This window comes from Hungatella sp. (assembly GCF_046966825.1).
Genome location: NZ_JBKVCZ010000003.1, coordinates 17,478 through 32,919, shown reverse-complemented (window position 1 = coordinate 32,919; position 15,442 = coordinate 17,478). Strand labels below are relative to the sequence as shown.

Sequence of the window (15,442 nt, the reverse complement as noted above, 5' to 3'; positions counted from 1 at the left end):
ATATAAAACCGGAAAGCGGAGTTCCGGTTCAGCTGCCGGAACATGCAAAAAAGGCACAACAGGAGGAAAAGCAAACGGAACAGCCTTCTTCTAATGCATCGGAACCTGGTGAATTTACCGTGGATGAGGCCAAAAAGGTGGTTTGCAATTTTGGCGTGGCAAACAGAGGACGGACCCTGGGAGAGATTGCGCTTGACGGTGCAAAGGGGATTGGTGATTTAGAGTTTTTTGCGTATAAATATAAAGGCCCTAACGATAATGTCCGGCAGGCGGCAAGAGTTTTATTACAGGCTGCGTCTTAATTATAATCGTTTCAATACAGGGGCCTAATCGTAAAAGGAGATGGTAAAATCGAAAATTTTATACCTCCTTTTAGTATCGCTGATGTTGTAAATCTTCTGGATTTAACCCGTCTGACGGGTGGTGAGGATTCGTTTAATCTGATCTGTCCGTTCTGCGGGGATGAGCGTGGAAAAATGAACGCCTGCATCTGGAAGGGGAACCGGATTAAAAACGTCTACCATTGCTACAACTGCGGTGCTGAAGGAAATATGTTGACGCTGTACTGCGAACTGATGGGGATTACCGGACCGGACTGCTACAAAATTGCGTATCGGGAAATCCGTGGACGGCTGGCGGGTGGCGGATACTCTTCAAGCCAGGCATATAATATCCGAAAACCATCTGTGGTGGAAGCAGACCCTGCGGACAGTATAAAACGAAATCAGGTTTACAGCGAACTTCTCAAACTGCTGCAGTTATCAGAACAGCACCGCCTTTTGTTAAGGGAACGGGGACTGTCCGAGGAGGCGATTGAACGATTCCGTTTTCGCAGTACGCCCATTTATGGAACGGAGGCCCTTGCCAGAAAACTTTTATTAAAAGATTTAAGTCTGTCGGGGGTACCGGGATTTTACCTCAATAGCCGGGGAAACTGGGATATCGCTTTTGGAAAGAAATATTCGGGATATCTCTGTCCGGTTCCAGATATTGAAGGAAATTTAATCGGTTTTCAAATCCGTCTTGATGTGCCAGTCCATGACCGGAAGTATGTCTGGCTGTCCAGCGCAGGAAGGGAAAAAGGGGTTAGCAGCAACAGCCCAGCCGCATTTTTCGGGAATCCGTGTGATGCAAGCGTATGCGTGACGGACGGTGTGTTAAAGGGCCTGATTGCCCACGAGTTTTCCGGGCGTACCTTCATTGGGAATCCGGGAGTCAATAACTATAAGGGGTTGGAATTGCTGTTGGCTGCCCTGGTAAAAAACGGCGTGAAAGAAGTGATTGATTATTATGATATGGACCGCCAGATGAAAATAATCTGCGACCACAATGACAAATCCTGTGGTAAATGCGATTTAGAGGGAAAGGAGGGCGCGGTTTGCCCCAATAAGAAGCGAAAACGGACTGAAATCCGGAAGGGGAGCAACCGGCTTTATGCACTGTGTCAGGAGCAGTCAATCCGCTACCGGCGAAAACAATGGGATTTGGATACAGATGGGAGCTGGGCAGGAAATTTCAAGGGAATAGACGATTATTGGAAACCGTATGTAGAGCGGCAGAGGAGAGAAATGAAATACTCATGGGAGCAAAAATGGAGGTACATATGATAAAGCAGGAGAACGGTGAAAATAACTACATCCAGATAATAGGCGAGGTAGGACAGGAAATTCGTTACAGCCACACTATTTTCGGTGAGCGTTTTTTTGAGGTGGAGGTTATAGTAAAACGGCTTAGTGACGCGGTTGACAAAGTGCTTGCTACGCTGCCGGAACGTTATTGCAGCCAGTTAAAAGTAGGGAGCTGTATTGGAATCAGAGGACAGCTTCGGACCTATTCAAAAGACGTTGGGAACCATAAACAGGTATTGCTGCGCATTTTTGTAAGAGAGGTATGGGATGCACAGGCCTGTGCAGAAGGAATAAACCAGGTGGAACTGATTGGATTCCTGTGTAAAGAGCCTATTTACCGGCGGACACCGTTAAACCGGGAAATCACAGACTTAATGGTTGCAGTTAACCGGCCCTATGGAAAAGCCGATTACATTCCATGTATATGCTGGGGAAAGGATGCCCGTGATGCAGCCGGGAAACAGGTTGGTGAGCCAATCCATATATTGGGAAGAATGCAGAGCCGGAAATATGTGAAGCTGTTGCCAATGGGCGAGCAGGAGGAGAGGGTTACATATGAAATCTCCGTTATGAGACTGTTAAGTAACTATGAAAAAATGATATTAGGATAAGAGAGGGAAAAATGGCAAGTTTAAATGGAATTACAGTTAAAGGGCTGAAGTCAATAGACGGTCCGGAAGGCATTGTGTGGACAGGTGAGTTATACTTAAATGATGTGATGATAGGGGTATGGTTCAATGACTATTATGGTGGCCCGGATCATTTTGAACTACTTCCGGGTTATGATGAGGGAAAGCTGAAGGCACAGATTGGTGAAAAGTATCCGGAAAGGTATTTAATACCGGATGAAATTTTCATGGGCCGCTTAGTTGATCTCACTATAGCGGAACAGATTTTTTGTAAAGCAATAGGGGATAGCGGGAGACTGCTGCTCTCCATCAGTGACAGCTATCATGGGATAATCATAGAACTGCCCAAAGAATATGCAAAACTTTCTGATGAAGAGATACTGAAAAAGGAGGCGGAACTGATCCAGGTATCCAGCAGAAGCCTGCTTCCGGAAGGCGGCGAAATAACCCATGAAATTGAAATTTATAGAAATGCTGAGGCGTTTTGTGTGGGTTCCCCCATCATGCTTGAGGCGATTCTGAAGGGTTAGAAATAGAAAGGATTTGAGATTTATGTAGAATGGCAGGCAGGGAGCTGATTTTATCACAGGCTCCCTGCCTTAACTTTTATATTTGTATTTTAAATACTTGATGAATTCCTGTATTTCCGCTCTGGCTTCTGGAGGCAAATTTTCCGGTAGCGGTAAAAGCGGCTTGGTGGAATAGGGCGCAGGAGTATCTGTCAGACCCAGCAGATAATCGATAGATACGTGGAAGTGATTTGCTATCAGGATTTTCATGCTGTCGGGCGGTTCCGCCTGCTCACATTCGTATTTTGATATGGCATGTTTTGTGGTATTTAATATTTTAGCCAATGCTTCCTGGGTTAAGCCGGCGTCTTTTCGTAAATCATATAATCGTTCACCAATCATTAGAGTCTCCCTATCTGTCTTTATTACGTTTTATAACTCAATTATAAGGAAAGAATAAAATAAAACATAAAAGTATCTTATTTTGCTATTTATTGATAAAATAGAATAAAAAGATACAGATAATGTGGGGAAGTGGGGGAAATATTATACATGAAAGTATGGAGGAACATTGTTATCATCGTATCAGCAATGCTCTTTGGATTATGGTTCGGTTTTCAGATAAACAGGTACCGGGAAATCAAAGAAAATATGGAAATGGCGGAATTATTGATTGATAAAGAGAGAAACTATTTTATGGAGTGCTATAAGCACATTGAAAACCCGGACTATGATCCGCATCTGGGGTCCAGTACCGTTTACAATTTTCACAACGGTGTTTTAACCGTAGAGGAACAGGATATAAAATACCGTTTTGAAGCTGATAATATGACAATCCGGTTCTGGATGAAGGATTACATCGAACTTCCCTGGTTTTTTAAATTAAAGAAAAAATACAAAAAAATTTATGAAAAGTATCAGCTCTATGAATCGGAATATAGTAATCTCATGGAAAAATTGTAAAGGTTTAATAAATGAAATACCGTATATAGATATATAATATTGACTAAGACTATATATTGTGTTATCCTTGATATGATATTTGATTTTTGTCTGGTTCAAAGAGCCGGATAGTTTATTTTGTCCCAGCTTCTCACTGGGAGTTAAGATTTCAGGGAACACCCTAAAACAAAAAGGCACAGCAGGATTCACCTGCTTTAAAGACACTTAGAATGAAAATTCTTTGTGTCTTATTTTTTTGCCTAAAATGACAGGAAGGAGGAAAAGAAATTTATTAATCTGTGTTGAAGAAAAACAGGAGGACAATATGAGAGAAACAACAATGGAATTATCATTAACCGTGGCCGAAGCATACGACTGTCTGCTGGTGAAGGAGGATGGGGCGGTACACAGCTATGTAAAAGGGCTCCCAGGGCATTTTTTCGGGGCGGCACTTACCAATGAACGGGTAAGAGAACTATTAAGCCGGGCGAAAGACAGGAACAGCCTGTTTCTGGTGGAAGAAGGCATTTTGGACCATAACGTCAAAGCCTGGGACGAAAAGACAGAAGAGTGGATTTATTTAGAGTGCAGAGAAGGAAAAACAACAAATGCAGAAGGAGAGAGAGCATGAATAAATGTATTTTTTTAGGCAGAATGACGGATGATCCGGAAATTTCCTATACACAGGGCGAGACTGCAATGGCGATTGCGCGTTTTGATTTTGCGGTAGACCGGCGGGGCACGCGTGAAGGTGAGCCTACGGCGGATTTCTTTCGATGTACGGCATTTGATCGCAAGGCAGAACTGCTGGAGCGTTTTGGCAGGAAAGGTCTGAAGCTGCTTTTAACTGGAAAAATGCAGAACAATAACTATACCAACAAAGAAGGGGTAAAAGTCTATTCCATGCAGTATGTTGTGGATGACTTAGAATTTGCAGAGAGCAAAAAGAACAGCAGCGAAGATGGAGGAAATCAGGAGACACCTCCGGTAAATCAGCCAAGTCAGTCAGCGCAGCCGGGTCAGGCCGCACAGCCGCACCAGGCCGCACAGTCAAGACAGCCGGCGCAGCAGAGTCGGGCGGCACAGCCGAACCAGGCTTCATCTAGGCAGCCATCCAGACAACCGGCGAGACCGGCTGCAAGGCCGGCGTCCAGAGGCACCCAGCGGAATGCACCTGCCAATAACAAGGATGACTTTATGAATATTGATGATGGAATGAATGATGGAGATTTACCATTTAACTAAATGATGTGTACAGGAGGGACTGGATATCCTTTGTGACCGATTGGTGAAAGGAATGCGCTCCCTCTTTTCTAAGGAGGATAAGAAAATGGAACAGAAAAATGTCAGAAAGATAATTCAACTTGTGATTGTAGGAATGGGATGCAGCATTTTATTACCGTTCCTGCTCCCGTTTGCTCTTGGGATTGCAGTCAATGTCATCTCCCTTGGAATCCCGCTTTTTGTTATCCTGTGTGCGCTTAAAAATCCATGGGCACTGGGAGTCTTAAAAAGCGTGCGGAAACATCTGGTTTCCCTGTTGGGTGGAACCCTTCCGGAAGTATCCCAGGAGGAAAACAAGACGGTTGAAACGGAGCCGGTACAATCAGACACAGCAGCAGCCTCCGAAGCAAGCATGATTCTCGAAGATGAAATAAGTTCCCAGAACGTGATTTCCTGGTATGGAAGCATTGGAAAAGAGCGCCTAAACCAGATAATTGCCAGGCTCAATACAAAAGGCGTATATGAGTGCTGGCTGCGAAAGGATGGAATCTGTAATATCAGAACACCCAAGGGGTATCGGCGTGTTGGCAGCCTGCCGGAATATCCGGGGGAGGAGGCAGAGGATATATGCCGCCTTTTAACCAGGGATGGCGGAGTGGAGGCGTCTGTAAAGGGAAGGTATGTTTATCTATCGTGGAATGGCTGATAAGCGGAGGTATCAAATGTGATCCAGTGTACACCACATCGTAAGATTTTTTATAACGATGAAAACGGATATACCATAGCCTCTTATCGAACCAGCCAGGCGATTCCAGAGTCGGCAGTAAACCATTCTTTCAAAAACGGAGAGATTGTTTTTACGGCCTTTGGAACCGCAATTCCCTTTATTGAGGGAATTGATACAGGACTGGAAGGAAAATGGGTAAAAACAGGCTATGGATTGCAGTTGTCGGTGGCGGAAAGCCAGATATTTATGCCGACAACCAGGGAGGGGATTGAATGTTATCTGGCATCAGGGCTGATTAGTGGAATAGGGCCGGTAACTGCAAACCGGATAGTGAGCCGGTTTGGGGAAGCAACCCTGAAGATTCTGGATACTCAGCCGGAAAAACTGCTGGAAATAAAAGGCATTACGAAAAGTAAGCTGGAGACAATTCTTAATTCATACTCAGAGAGCCGGTCTTTACGGGAACTGATGCAATATCTGGCTCCCTTAAAAGTAGGTCCGAAACGGGTATCTAATATCCGTGACTACTTTGGCTCAAACGCCTTGCAGATTGTGAAGGAAAAACCATTCAGGCTATGTGAGTTAAGCGGTTTCGGGTTTGAGAATGTGGATACCATTGCAAGGAAGAATAAAAATTTCCGGCCCAATGACACGCTGCGGGTTAAGGCAGCCATTCTCCAGGTGCTGAAAAATGCAGAGAGCGATGGTCATTTGTATTTAGACAGCAGGGAGATTGTAAAACAGGCGGCGGAACTTTTAAATTGTGGAATGTACCGGCAGGCAGTGGAAATTCGTCTGATTAAGGATATTGGAAATGAAATGGTCTTTTCCGATGAACTTCTGGCAGCGGAGGGGCATGTCCTATATTCCATGAAGAATTATACGGCAGAGAAAATGGCAGCGGAGCATATCCTCCGGGTGATGAATTACAGGCAGACCTCCTATGACATTGAACGGGAGCTGGACGAGGTGCAGGGAACCACGCACATGGTTCTGGCCAAACAGCAGAAGGAAGCGGTAAGAGCTGTATTTGCCAACAGTCTGTCGATCATAACGGGAGGCCCCGGAACTGGAAAAACTACAGTCGAGCGGATTATTTTGAAGATATTTGAGAAGAAAGAGCGGGAAAAGACCGCTCTTTTGTGCGCTCCAACCGGACGTGCCAGCCGTAACATGGTAATCAGCACGGGATACCCGGCCATGACCATTCATAAGGCGCTCTACATAACTGGTGAGGAAGAAGAAGTCAATCTGGATTTGACGGAAGAACTGAACGAGGATCTGATTATTATTGATGAGATGTCTATGGTGGATATGTGGCTTTTTTACGCTCTGATTACAAAAGTGAAAAATGGCGCCAGAGTAGTATTCATTGGGGACCCGGACCAGATTCCATCAGTTGGACCGGGGAGTGTGTTTAAAGAGATGATTGATTCCGGAGTCATTCCGGTCACGGTTCTTGACGTACAGTTCCGCCAGGCTGAAGGGTCCCGCATTATCATCAATGCTTTAAAAATGAACAATGGAGATATGGACTTGTTATTTGGTGACGATTTTCAGTTTATATCCGTTGACAGCGACGAGGTGGCAGCCGAGGTGGTTGCTGACCTGTATCAGAAAAAGCTGGAGGCCGGTCATGGTGATACTGATGTGGTACAGGTGCTTACTCCCTTCAGGCAGGATACGCCGGTGGGGTCCAATTCGCTCAATAGAAAGCTAAGGGAACTGGTAAATCCGCAGTTTCCGGGGGGCCTGGAAATGAAACTTGGCAGCGCCGTGTTCCGTTTGAGGGATAAGGTGATGCAGTTAAAGAACACAGACGAGGTATCCAACGGAGATATGGGGATTGTCACTGATATTTATCAGAATGGGGACGGAAGCTCCACATTAGTGGTCCGGTTTGAGGACGGAAGAATTGGGGAATATGGCTCGGAAGACTATGGGATATTGATGCACGCCTACGCAGTTACCATACATAAAAGCCAGGGGACCAGCTACCCAGCGGTCATTATTCCGGTGCTTTCATGCTTCAAGCGAATGTTAAAGCGCAACATCTATTATACCGCAGTGACGCGCGCCAGATGTGAAGTGTTTTTGGTGGGAAGCTGGGCGGCTTTTTGTGAAGCGGTTATGACGGATGACAAAGAAAAGAGAAATACAAAATTGGCATATCGGATTCAGATGGAGGCTCAGCGGATAGAAAAAGCAAAATCCCAGTGTGATACTTCTGACGGACAGATTGCAAGCTAATCCACAATTTACAAGGAGAAAAACAATGAACAGATACGCATCCCAGGCGTTCCGGCAATTTCTGCACAGGAACTTAGGGTTCCGCTGGTCAAGATACCATGAGGCCTGGCAGCGCCAGATTTCAGGCGCAGCGATACGGGCAGCCCACACGGCTACAGAGCGATTCCTGGCGGAGGAGGCATGATGTCAAATCAAATTGATTCGGAAGAAACGAAACGGTACAAGGCAAGACAGCTTCGGTATCGGAAAGCCATAGTAAAGAACCTTAACCTGGATTTCATAAGGGAGGAACTGTACGAGATTGAGGAGGAATGCAACAATGTCAAATGGTACTTTGACTCGGAGGACGGTTCCGATTCGCTGCTAAATGCGCTGGACGGGGATTCAGATGAGGAATTTGAGTTTAAAATGATGTTTTGCGATTTATGCGCGGAGTGTGAACAGATGCAGGAGGATTTACAGAATACTTATGTACCAGAGTGCTTCGATGATTTATTTGTTGCCATCGGCGCAAGCGGATATGGCGGAGGATTGCTGGGCTGGGACGCTTATGAGCAGGATTATTTCGGCATAGAGCTTGACGACCGTGTGGCAGAGTCGGAGAGCAGGAAACGGCTGAAGCGGCTGACAAAAGATCAGTTTATAGAATGTGCGCAGGCATGTTTTAAAGTGCTGTATGCTTATCTTGGCGTGCGGCACAGATATGACTGCCTAAAGGCATCTTTTGACATTCTCCGGGACCAGAATACTGGATTCCTTCAATTAGTACAGCAGATTGAAGAGGCTTACGAGAGGGCAAATGACGATAGTTTTTATAGCTGGTATAAATCTACAAAGACATTGAACCGTTTAATCAGCAATATGCCAAGCGAGGCATGGTTACAGTAGAGAGCTAAGTAATACGAGACAGATAGAAAGAGGGATAAAATGGCATCTTCAAAAATATTTGAAAGCTGGACATTCAGTTTACCCATACCGGAGCCGTTTTTACAGACGTTGATTGAAAATGGGCTAAACAAAGCATCATCAGAGGAGGGATATACATCCAGATACAATCTGATGCAGCAGGGGAAGCAGTCTACACTACACGGCCCTGTTTTACGGGCGGTTCTCACGCTGGTGGAATTAATGGAGACAGATACGGACGGCGCGTTGGGGGTACAGAAAAATGATACAGGTGAACTTCAGTTCTACTGCGGCGAATTTAAGAAAAAAAATAATGAGGACAGGATGGTTGTTGTATATAATTCCAAAAACGGAAAGTTTAAGGTCTGCGAGAGTGGAACAGGAATACACCGGCATATGCCGGCCCTGCGGTCGGGGCAGAGCGACGGGAAGCATTTAATATGTATGCTTGAATATGCCAGCTTAAATATGGATGGCCCGCTGTTTGACACCGAATTTTTTGATAACTTCACGATTCTGAGAGCGCAGTACAAAAACAACTGGCCCGATATGGATGTAGCGCTTAAAGCCGCATTTATCTGCTGTGATAATATTTACCGGAGAGTGGAAAATGCCAATGTGCTGGGGACGGACGGACTGCCGGTTGACAGGAACTCCCTTGCCTCCGGAAACGCGCCTATTTTGACGCCGCAGGCGATTACAGGGGGAGAATATGCGCCCACCGAGGTTACGTCAGGACGGTTTGAAATCCTGAGCGTGAACCGGATTACGGCAAATTCAAAGCCAATCGGGTCGTTGGGCAGTAAATACTGCATGAATGTAGAGTTGACAGAGGAAGAGAAGGCCCGCGTGCCGCAGATTTCCCCCAATTATCATGTATCGGAGGAGGTACAGGACATCCTGGAGATGATTCATAATACTCCCATGCGCACGTTCATGACAAGGGGAGATTCCGGGACCGGCAAGACCATTGATGTAGCGATTCTTGCCAAGGCGCTGGGGCTTCCGTATTATTTTTTAACCTGCTCAGAGGGAACGGACGAGATGGATCTTGTATCAACCATGATTCCCAATACCAATGACAAGGTAAAATCAGAGCCTCCGGCATTTCCGGATTATGAGGAGTTTATGATGGACCCCTCCACGGTGCTGAGTGAATATACAGGTACTTACGAGGAGGACGCGGATATCAATCAGGCATTTGAAAAACTGATGCGGCAAATCTATAAAATCGGTTATCAGAACTGCAAAGACCAGAAAGATTTTGTGCTGGTGGAATCGGACTTAATCAAAGCGTGCCGCAGGCCCGCTGTGTTTGAGTTACAGGAACCCGCAGTGATAGGAAAGCCAGGAACTCTGGTAAAGCTGAATGGTCTGTTAGATGACTGTGCTTCTATCACCCTTGCGGATGGCGAGATTGTCCACAGAAACCCCGATACCGTGATTGTCTTAACGACCAACACAGATTATAAGGGCTGTAAAGATATGAATGAGTCAATCCTGTCCCGTATGTGTATGGTCTTTGACAAAAAAGAACTGACGCCTGAACAGATGAAGAAACGGGCCATGGTGAAGACCGGCTGCAAAGATGAGATTATGCTTTTAAAAATGGCGGAGACCGTGGAAAAAATCAGAAAGTATTGCAGAAATGAACGGATACGCGGCGGTGTGTGCGGATATCGGGAATATGAGTCATGGGTTTGGGCATACATGGTGACCGGTGACGTGTTAAAAGCGGCAAAATCCACCATTTTAAGCAAAGCGGCTTCCGACCGGGAATACAGGGATGAAATTTATGATAACTGCATTAAGGTAAGCTACTCTGAAGTTCTGGAGGCGGCATAAGGTGAAGGAGATTTTATGAGTGAGAAAGGCTATGACCGATTAAGAATCCGGGAGATTAAAAATAAAATCAGTAATAAGCAGATTTTTACATCCAAGCCGTTTATCCATAACATGGAGAAGCTGGCAAATTCATTGGTCTGGAGACCGGGAAAGAAACTAAGGGTTTCAATGGGATGGAATACCAGCCCGTTGGCAGCGATTGCCTTTACGGGCGGAAAAAGTGTGTATATCAATGCGGCAAATCCTATTACAGGGAGCTTTCCCACAAAGGAATTAAAGACAGACAGCCTGGTGGGGTTTCTGGGGCATGAATGCGGCCACCAGAAATATACTGCCATGTATTTGCGAAAATTATATGGAAAGGGGTTTGAAGAAGGGAAGATATATCCCCGGCCGCCAGTGCCGGGGAATGAAAAAGAGAGAGAGGCTCTGGAGGAAATAAGGCAATACCTCCAGGCAGGAGATAAGGCGGCGGTATCTGTAATTGCAGATACCGCTTTGCGTATCAATAATACGTTGGAAGACATTTATGTGGAAATGCGCATGTGTGACGAGTACCCGGGCAGTATCCGTAGAGGCATTTTAATGAATGCGAACCGGCATATAGAGAAGCTGCCTACCGTCACCCAGGAGATACAGCGGCAGGATCATGGGCTGGCGATTATTTTAAATCTGATTTTAGGATATGCCAGGGCTGGTGAAATCAATAACTGGGAAGGTTATGACGGCGAGTATTTGGACTGTCTGTATGACTGCATGGAGCTTATTGATGATTCGGTGGTGGACGTGGATAAAGTGGAACGCTTCCGTGCCGCCAATCAGGTGATATTAAAAATCTGGGACTATATGAAGGATTTGATTCTGCGGATTCATGAACAGGAGGCTAAAAAGGAATCCGCGTCTAATGAACCGGAAAACGGTGAGGAATCTGACCGTAAGGAGGAACCTGACAGTGAAGACAGCTCTGGCAGTGAGGCGGATACTGGTTTGGGGAATAGTGCCTGTGGCCAGAACAGTTCTGATAATGAGGAGGACTCCGGCAGTGAGGACAATTCTGAAAGCGAAGCCGGTTCCGGCAGTAAAGCTGATGCCGGCTGCCAGAATGATGGTGAGGAAGAGGATATTTTAGAAAGCGTATTCAGCAATGTGGCTGCTCCTGCGCCGGATTTGGAAGAGGAATGTGAGGAGGACGGGGAAACCCCGGAGGGCTGGGATGGCACATGGGAAGATGAGGAGGAACATGCAGATGAAGAGAAGAAGGAAGAAGACCGGGATGATGAGAATAAAGAGGAATCAGATGCGGAAGGAAGCGGAACGGAGCAAGAACCTCCGGAGGCTGTGGAAGGAACCGCAGAAGATGATTCAATCCCACAGGAGGATGATGAGGAAGAGAATCTGTTAAGAGAACTTTTACAGATATTCCGCGATAATTTCAGACCGGAAGTCACAGATCAGGAAGATGGCCGGTTTGAAGGAGAAAGCGTCTGCGAAGCGACAAATGGAGAATCGCTCGTTAAGTGGGATCATGAATACGAAGGAAGCGGGTATTTTAATGCCGCGGAGGATATGAACCGGGTACTGTATGATTTGGCTGAGGAGAAGTTTGAAAAGGAGCAGGAAAAGAAACTGGTCAACGCTATAAAAAGCCAGGCAGAACACATGGATTTTGGGTATGCCCATGCAGATTGTAACATTGAGGTCCATCGGCTTGCAAATGTTCCTGCTTCATGCAGACAGATGTACGACAGTTTGTCACCGGATATTTTGAAAACTGCGAAACGGCTGAAGGAAGAGATGTGGGAGATTATCTATCCCGAAAAAGATGGAATGGAAAAGAACCTGCCCATGGGGAAAAAGATAGACAGCTCCCGGCTTTACCGCCAGGATAGAAAAATCTTCATGAGCCGCAGGGCATTTGAGGAGGAACGGCAGGCCGCAATCGCGGTGCTGATTGATGAGTCTTTATCCATGGCATATGAGGACCGGATTACCTTCGGGCGGCTGACTGCTCTGATTCTCTATGATGTCTGTGTGAATCTGGGAATCCCGGTTATTGTCTACGGACATTCCACCAGCTATGACGAGCTTTATACAGAGGAAACCGTAGACTTGTATGCCTATGCTGAATTTGATTCCGTAGATGGGAAGGACAGGTACCGGATCATGGATATGTCTCCGAGAGGCAGTAACCGGGATGGGGCGGCAATCCGCTTTGTGGCAGAGCGCTTAAAAACCAGACCGGAAGAACTGAAAATGCTGTTCCTGGTATCTGACGGCCAGCCGGCTGCGCTTAACTACAGCGGGAATTTGGCAAAAGAGGATTTAAAAGCCTTAAAAGGAGATTTGAAGCGGCAGGGGATACTGCTCTTTGCTGCTGCGATTGGAGATGACCGGGAAGTGATTGAGGATATCTATCAGGACGGATTTTTAAATATTTCGGATCTGTCCAGGCTTCCTCTCAGCATTACGAAGAAGATTTTAAGTTATATAAGATAGAGGAGAAAAAAATGGCACAAAATGAGCAGCGGGACTGGAAGAACGAAGTATCGAGACAGATTGCGGTCTATAAGACAGATAAAAAACTTCTGGAACTGAATGATAAATTAAAACCGGCGTCCAAACTTTTCCCGGCCCATATTCATGCCATGGGAGAGGAAGCGGAGGAGGGCGCCCGCTCTCTGATACAACTGATTATGCTGGATTACAGTAAGGGGACGGGAGACCGTACCGTCAGTGTCAGCGCTCATATCAATCCGGAGGAAGTAAAGTTTATCTACTCAACTTTCCCAGCACAGATTTCCAAATAAAGCCTGAATATATGTGGCTTGGGATTGCATCCAATCGTTTACTTTACTTTTTATAATCGCTGTGATTCCAATAGACAGATTGCTTAATTGCTCCACAAATAGAGCCATGAGGCTCGTCAGGGAGGTGGTTAAATCCATATCCTGTATATCTTCACAGAGCAGGTAGAATAATTCACCATAGGTTTTTTGGTCATTTTGATTCCTGCGTATCCATTCCAGTAGAATATATCTGGTGAATACAATGGTTGTATGACTCACTATCGCGTCGTAACTGCGGCTTTGGAATTCTGTTCCCAGTTTCAACAAGGATTTTGTAGCTTTAAAAAAGCATTCGATCGACCATCGATTTCCATAAATCCGTACAATTTCACTTTCGTTCAAACTACAATCGGTGCTTAACAGATACAGGCATTCACTTTTCTTGTTCCGATTACGAATGAACACGATTTTTACTGGAATTCCATCCCGGGTATGAACCAGAACAGAGCCAAAGATATTGACTGCATTTTCATGCCGCATAAACTTACGCAGCTGTGGCAGAGTATAGGATTTCCCCTGATAAAGATATCGCTGTTTTAGCTGTTTTACCATTCCAATCGCATCAAGACCAATGCCCTGGAGCTCTTTGAGCATGGGTTCAGTAGTAAACCAGGAATCCATCAGAACATAATCCGCATGAATTCCTGCGTTAAGTGCACGTTTCAACAGCAAAACAGCAGCTTGTGGCTTTGCCATCAGACTTTCATTTCGGTTTTTATAGCCATTGGTACGGCGATCGATTGAGTCAGATATCTCCTGATAACGGTTTTTCTTCTTGGCAGAAGAAAGCATGTTGAAACCAACCGGGAGAAAACTATAGCCGTCGGACCAGCCAAGCGTCAGAAGCGTGAATCCTTTTTGAAATTTATGCTCCACATGATCATAAACTCTGGCAAGAAGTTCCACTTGTTTACTGCGATTGCGCTTAATAACGGAATCATCCAAAACAAAGACGCGAATGCGCTCTGGTCTGGTTAACTGAGTAAAGGCAGATATCACTCTGGCCGCCAGTAAAACCAGAAATTTCCTCCAATTATAGGAAGTATCATTCAAAAAGCGATAATAAGTATTTTTAGAAACGGCCTGTTCTCTCCGCTTAGAGTTAAGGAATTGGAACAAGTTCTTCCCCTGAAACACGAGCAGGAGGAGAAACTCAAACACCTTAAGTGCTGGAATGCCACAGGATTTGGTTATATTTGATTGACGGAGAAGCATGCCAAGCTTAAGTTCTTTTATTGCAGTAAAAAATTGATTTTCGGTATGGTCAAAATGGTCATTATAGTTTATCATAAGAGTATGCGCCTTTCTTGTTTGGTATGGTGACGGTTCGCACTCTTATTATACCAAAGATTGGCGCATATTTTATGTCAATAATCATAAATAAATCGTTGTTTGGCTTGAATACGCTGCTTTAGCAGCGGTTTTCAAGCTGGGAAAGTTGAGTTATCTATTCTAAAAATTTTTGCGGGGCTTTATATGTGGACTTTTCGCAGGAGAAGATTTTTGGAGTGCCGGACGAGGATGGGCTTAGTATTGTAACAAAGCTGTCCATTAAGCGGTTTGACACAGACACAAAGGGAGAGAAACGCCGGTATCCGTGGATTGCAGAAATTGAAAATGGAAGGGGAATCGCTGTCCGTAATTCCAATGGAGGAACCTACTGCCAGAAGAATTCCTACATCTGTGACGCCCAGGTATCTGTCAATGTGAACGATTTGGATATGTTCCGGCTGTTTGCCAAGACAGAAGCATGGATTCGGGCTTTTGAACAGGAATATGCGTTCCGCTCCTATTTGCTTAATCTTTTTAATAAGCTGTATTTGCTGATTAAGAAGGAGATATCAGGCCAGACCGAGGTGATTATCCGTCACATTGACCAGGCGGACGAGTGGGAAGACGATTCAAAAAGCAGAAAAGCAAGTTAATCTAAAAGGCA

16 protein-coding genes and 1 pseudogene are annotated in these 15,442 nt (G+C 45.4%); 15 read left to right on the top strand and 2 right to left on the bottom strand.

All coding sequences use genetic code 11. The annotated features are described in order from the left end of the window. From ACLTD4_RS01735 to ACLTD4_RS01720, 4 genes and pseudogenes are all read left to right on the top strand, one after another. Positions 1–302 (top strand): annotated as a pseudogene (locus tag ACLTD4_RS01735) (hypothetical protein); the annotation flags it as partial. 174 nt (positions 303–476) lie between these two features. Beyond that, positions 477–1,607, top strand: a complete 1,131-nt coding sequence (locus tag ACLTD4_RS01730) for a DNA primase (protein WP_278836632.1) — start codon at positions 477–479, stop codon at positions 1,605–1,607. Beyond that, positions 1,604–2,239, top strand: coding sequence for a single-stranded DNA-binding protein (locus tag ACLTD4_RS01725; protein WP_278836630.1), 636 nt, complete (start codon positions 1,604–1,606; stop codon positions 2,237–2,239). The genes ACLTD4_RS01730 and ACLTD4_RS01725 overlap by 4 nt, the downstream gene beginning before the upstream one ends. Before the next feature lie 11 nt (positions 2,240–2,250). Continuing rightward, entirely contained in the window at positions 2,251–2,787 is a 537-nt protein-coding gene (locus ACLTD4_RS01720; RefSeq protein WP_278836629.1) for a hypothetical protein, read from the top strand. A gap of 69 nt (positions 2,788–2,856) precedes the next feature. Here ACLTD4_RS01720 and ACLTD4_RS01715 read toward each other — a convergent pair whose 3' ends face one another. Beyond that, a complete protein-coding gene (locus tag ACLTD4_RS01715) occupies positions 2,857–3,168 on the bottom strand; it encodes a helix-turn-helix domain-containing protein (protein WP_278836627.1) in 312 nt (103 codons plus the stop codon). 150 nt (positions 3,169–3,318) lie between these two features. Between ACLTD4_RS01715 and ACLTD4_RS01710 the strand changes: the two genes are divergently transcribed. The 10 genes from ACLTD4_RS01710 (at position 3,319) to ACLTD4_RS01665 (ending at position 13,467) form a co-directional block, all read left to right on the top strand. Beyond that, complete coding sequence (locus ACLTD4_RS01710; RefSeq protein WP_278836625.1) at positions 3,319–3,729, top strand: hypothetical protein; 411 nt, start codon at positions 3,319–3,321, stop codon at positions 3,727–3,729. Between the two features lie 304 nt (positions 3,730–4,033). Further along, a complete protein-coding gene (locus ACLTD4_RS01705; RefSeq protein WP_278836624.1) occupies positions 4,034–4,339 on the top strand; it encodes a hypothetical protein in 306 nt (101 codons plus the stop codon). Further along, positions 4,336–4,953, top strand: a complete 618-nt coding sequence (gene ssb, locus ACLTD4_RS01700; protein WP_278836623.1) for a single-stranded DNA-binding protein — start codon at positions 4,336–4,338, stop codon at positions 4,951–4,953. The genes ACLTD4_RS01705 and ssb overlap by 4 nt, the downstream gene beginning before the upstream one ends. Before the next feature lie 85 nt (positions 4,954–5,038). Then, positions 5,039–5,638, top strand: coding sequence for a hypothetical protein (locus ACLTD4_RS01695; RefSeq protein WP_278836621.1), 600 nt, complete (start codon positions 5,039–5,041; stop codon positions 5,636–5,638). Between the two features lie 18 nt (positions 5,639–5,656). Next, positions 5,657–7,909: an ATP-dependent RecD-like DNA helicase gene (locus ACLTD4_RS01690; protein ID WP_278836620.1), complete on the top strand. Its 2,253-nt coding sequence runs from the start codon at positions 5,657–5,659 to the stop codon at positions 7,907–7,909. A gap of 25 nt (positions 7,910–7,934) precedes the next feature. Continuing rightward, a complete protein-coding gene (locus ACLTD4_RS01685) occupies positions 7,935–8,093 on the top strand; it encodes a hypothetical protein (protein WP_278836619.1) in 159 nt (52 codons plus the stop codon). Further along, a complete protein-coding gene (locus ACLTD4_RS01680; protein ID WP_278836617.1) occupies positions 8,090–8,797 on the top strand; it encodes a hypothetical protein in 708 nt (235 codons plus the stop codon). The genes ACLTD4_RS01685 and ACLTD4_RS01680 overlap by 4 nt, the downstream gene beginning before the upstream one ends. A gap of 39 nt (positions 8,798–8,836) precedes the next feature. Continuing rightward, positions 8,837–10,660, top strand: coding sequence for a hypothetical protein (locus tag ACLTD4_RS01675; protein ID WP_278836615.1), 1,824 nt, complete (start codon positions 8,837–8,839; stop codon positions 10,658–10,660). A gap of 15 nt (positions 10,661–10,675) precedes the next feature. Next, positions 10,676–13,156 carry a cobaltochelatase CobT-related protein gene (locus ACLTD4_RS01670; RefSeq protein WP_278836613.1) on the top strand — a complete coding sequence of 827 codons (2,481 nt, stop codon included), beginning with the start codon at positions 10,676–10,678 and terminating at the stop codon, positions 13,154–13,156. A gap of 11 nt (positions 13,157–13,167) precedes the next feature. Continuing rightward, positions 13,168–13,467 carry a hypothetical protein gene (locus ACLTD4_RS01665; protein ID WP_278836611.1) on the top strand — a complete coding sequence of 100 codons (300 nt, stop codon included), beginning with the start codon at positions 13,168–13,170 and terminating at the stop codon, positions 13,465–13,467. On the opposite strand, the gene ACLTD4_RS01660 is transcribed toward ACLTD4_RS01665, so the two are convergent. Further along, positions 13,438–14,796 (bottom strand): transposase, encoded by a 1,359-nt coding sequence (locus ACLTD4_RS01660; protein WP_195521993.1) that lies wholly within the window; start codon positions 14,794–14,796, stop codon positions 13,438–13,440. The two genes, ACLTD4_RS01665 and ACLTD4_RS01660, sit on opposite strands and share 30 nt — an antisense overlap. A 188-nt stretch (positions 14,797–14,984) precedes the next feature. Here ACLTD4_RS01660 and ACLTD4_RS01655 point away from each other — a divergent pair, with 188 nt between their 5' ends. Then, on the top strand, positions 14,985–15,431 hold the full coding sequence (locus ACLTD4_RS01655; RefSeq protein WP_278837591.1) for a hypothetical protein: 447 nt from the start codon (positions 14,985–14,987) through the stop codon (positions 15,429–15,431). The last annotated feature ends 11 nt before the right edge of the window (positions 15,432–15,442 follow it).

Bases quoted from the DNA above. Each gene is read 5' to 3' on its own strand.
- ACLTD4_RS01660 (WP_195521993.1), bottom strand. From the start codon at position 14,796: ATGATAAACTATAATGACCATTTTGACCATACCGAAAATCAATTTTTT.
- ACLTD4_RS01730 (WP_278836632.1), top strand. From the start codon at position 477: ATGAACGCCTGCATCTGGAAGGGGAACCGGATTAAAAACGTCTACCAT.
- ACLTD4_RS01685 (WP_278836619.1), top strand. From the start codon at position 7,935: ATGAACAGATACGCATCCCAGGCGTTCCGGCAATTTCTGCACAGGAAC.
- ACLTD4_RS01705 (WP_278836624.1), top strand. From the start codon at position 4,034: ATGAGAGAAACAACAATGGAATTATCATTAACCGTGGCCGAAGCATAC.
- ACLTD4_RS01670 (WP_278836613.1), top strand. From the start codon at position 10,676: ATGAGTGAGAAAGGCTATGACCGATTAAGAATCCGGGAGATTAAAAAT.
- ACLTD4_RS01710 (WP_278836625.1), top strand. From the start codon at position 3,319: ATGAAAGTATGGAGGAACATTGTTATCATCGTATCAGCAATGCTCTTT.
- ACLTD4_RS01725 (WP_278836630.1), top strand. From the start codon at position 1,604: ATGATAAAGCAGGAGAACGGTGAAAATAACTACATCCAGATAATAGGC.
- ACLTD4_RS01675 (WP_278836615.1), top strand. From the start codon at position 8,837: ATGGCATCTTCAAAAATATTTGAAAGCTGGACATTCAGTTTACCCATA.
- ACLTD4_RS01720 (WP_278836629.1), top strand. From the start codon at position 2,251: ATGGCAAGTTTAAATGGAATTACAGTTAAAGGGCTGAAGTCAATAGAC.
- ssb (WP_278836623.1), top strand. From the start codon at position 4,336: ATGAATAAATGTATTTTTTTAGGCAGAATGACGGATGATCCGGAAATT.
- ACLTD4_RS01665 (WP_278836611.1), top strand. From the start codon at position 13,168: ATGGCACAAAATGAGCAGCGGGACTGGAAGAACGAAGTATCGAGACAG.
- ACLTD4_RS01680 (WP_278836617.1), top strand. From the start codon at position 8,090: ATGATGTCAAATCAAATTGATTCGGAAGAAACGAAACGGTACAAGGCA.
- ACLTD4_RS01695 (WP_278836621.1), top strand. From the start codon at position 5,039: ATGGAACAGAAAAATGTCAGAAAGATAATTCAACTTGTGATTGTAGGA.
- ACLTD4_RS01715 (WP_278836627.1), bottom strand. From the start codon at position 3,168: ATGATTGGTGAACGATTATATGATTTACGAAAAGACGCCGGCTTAACC.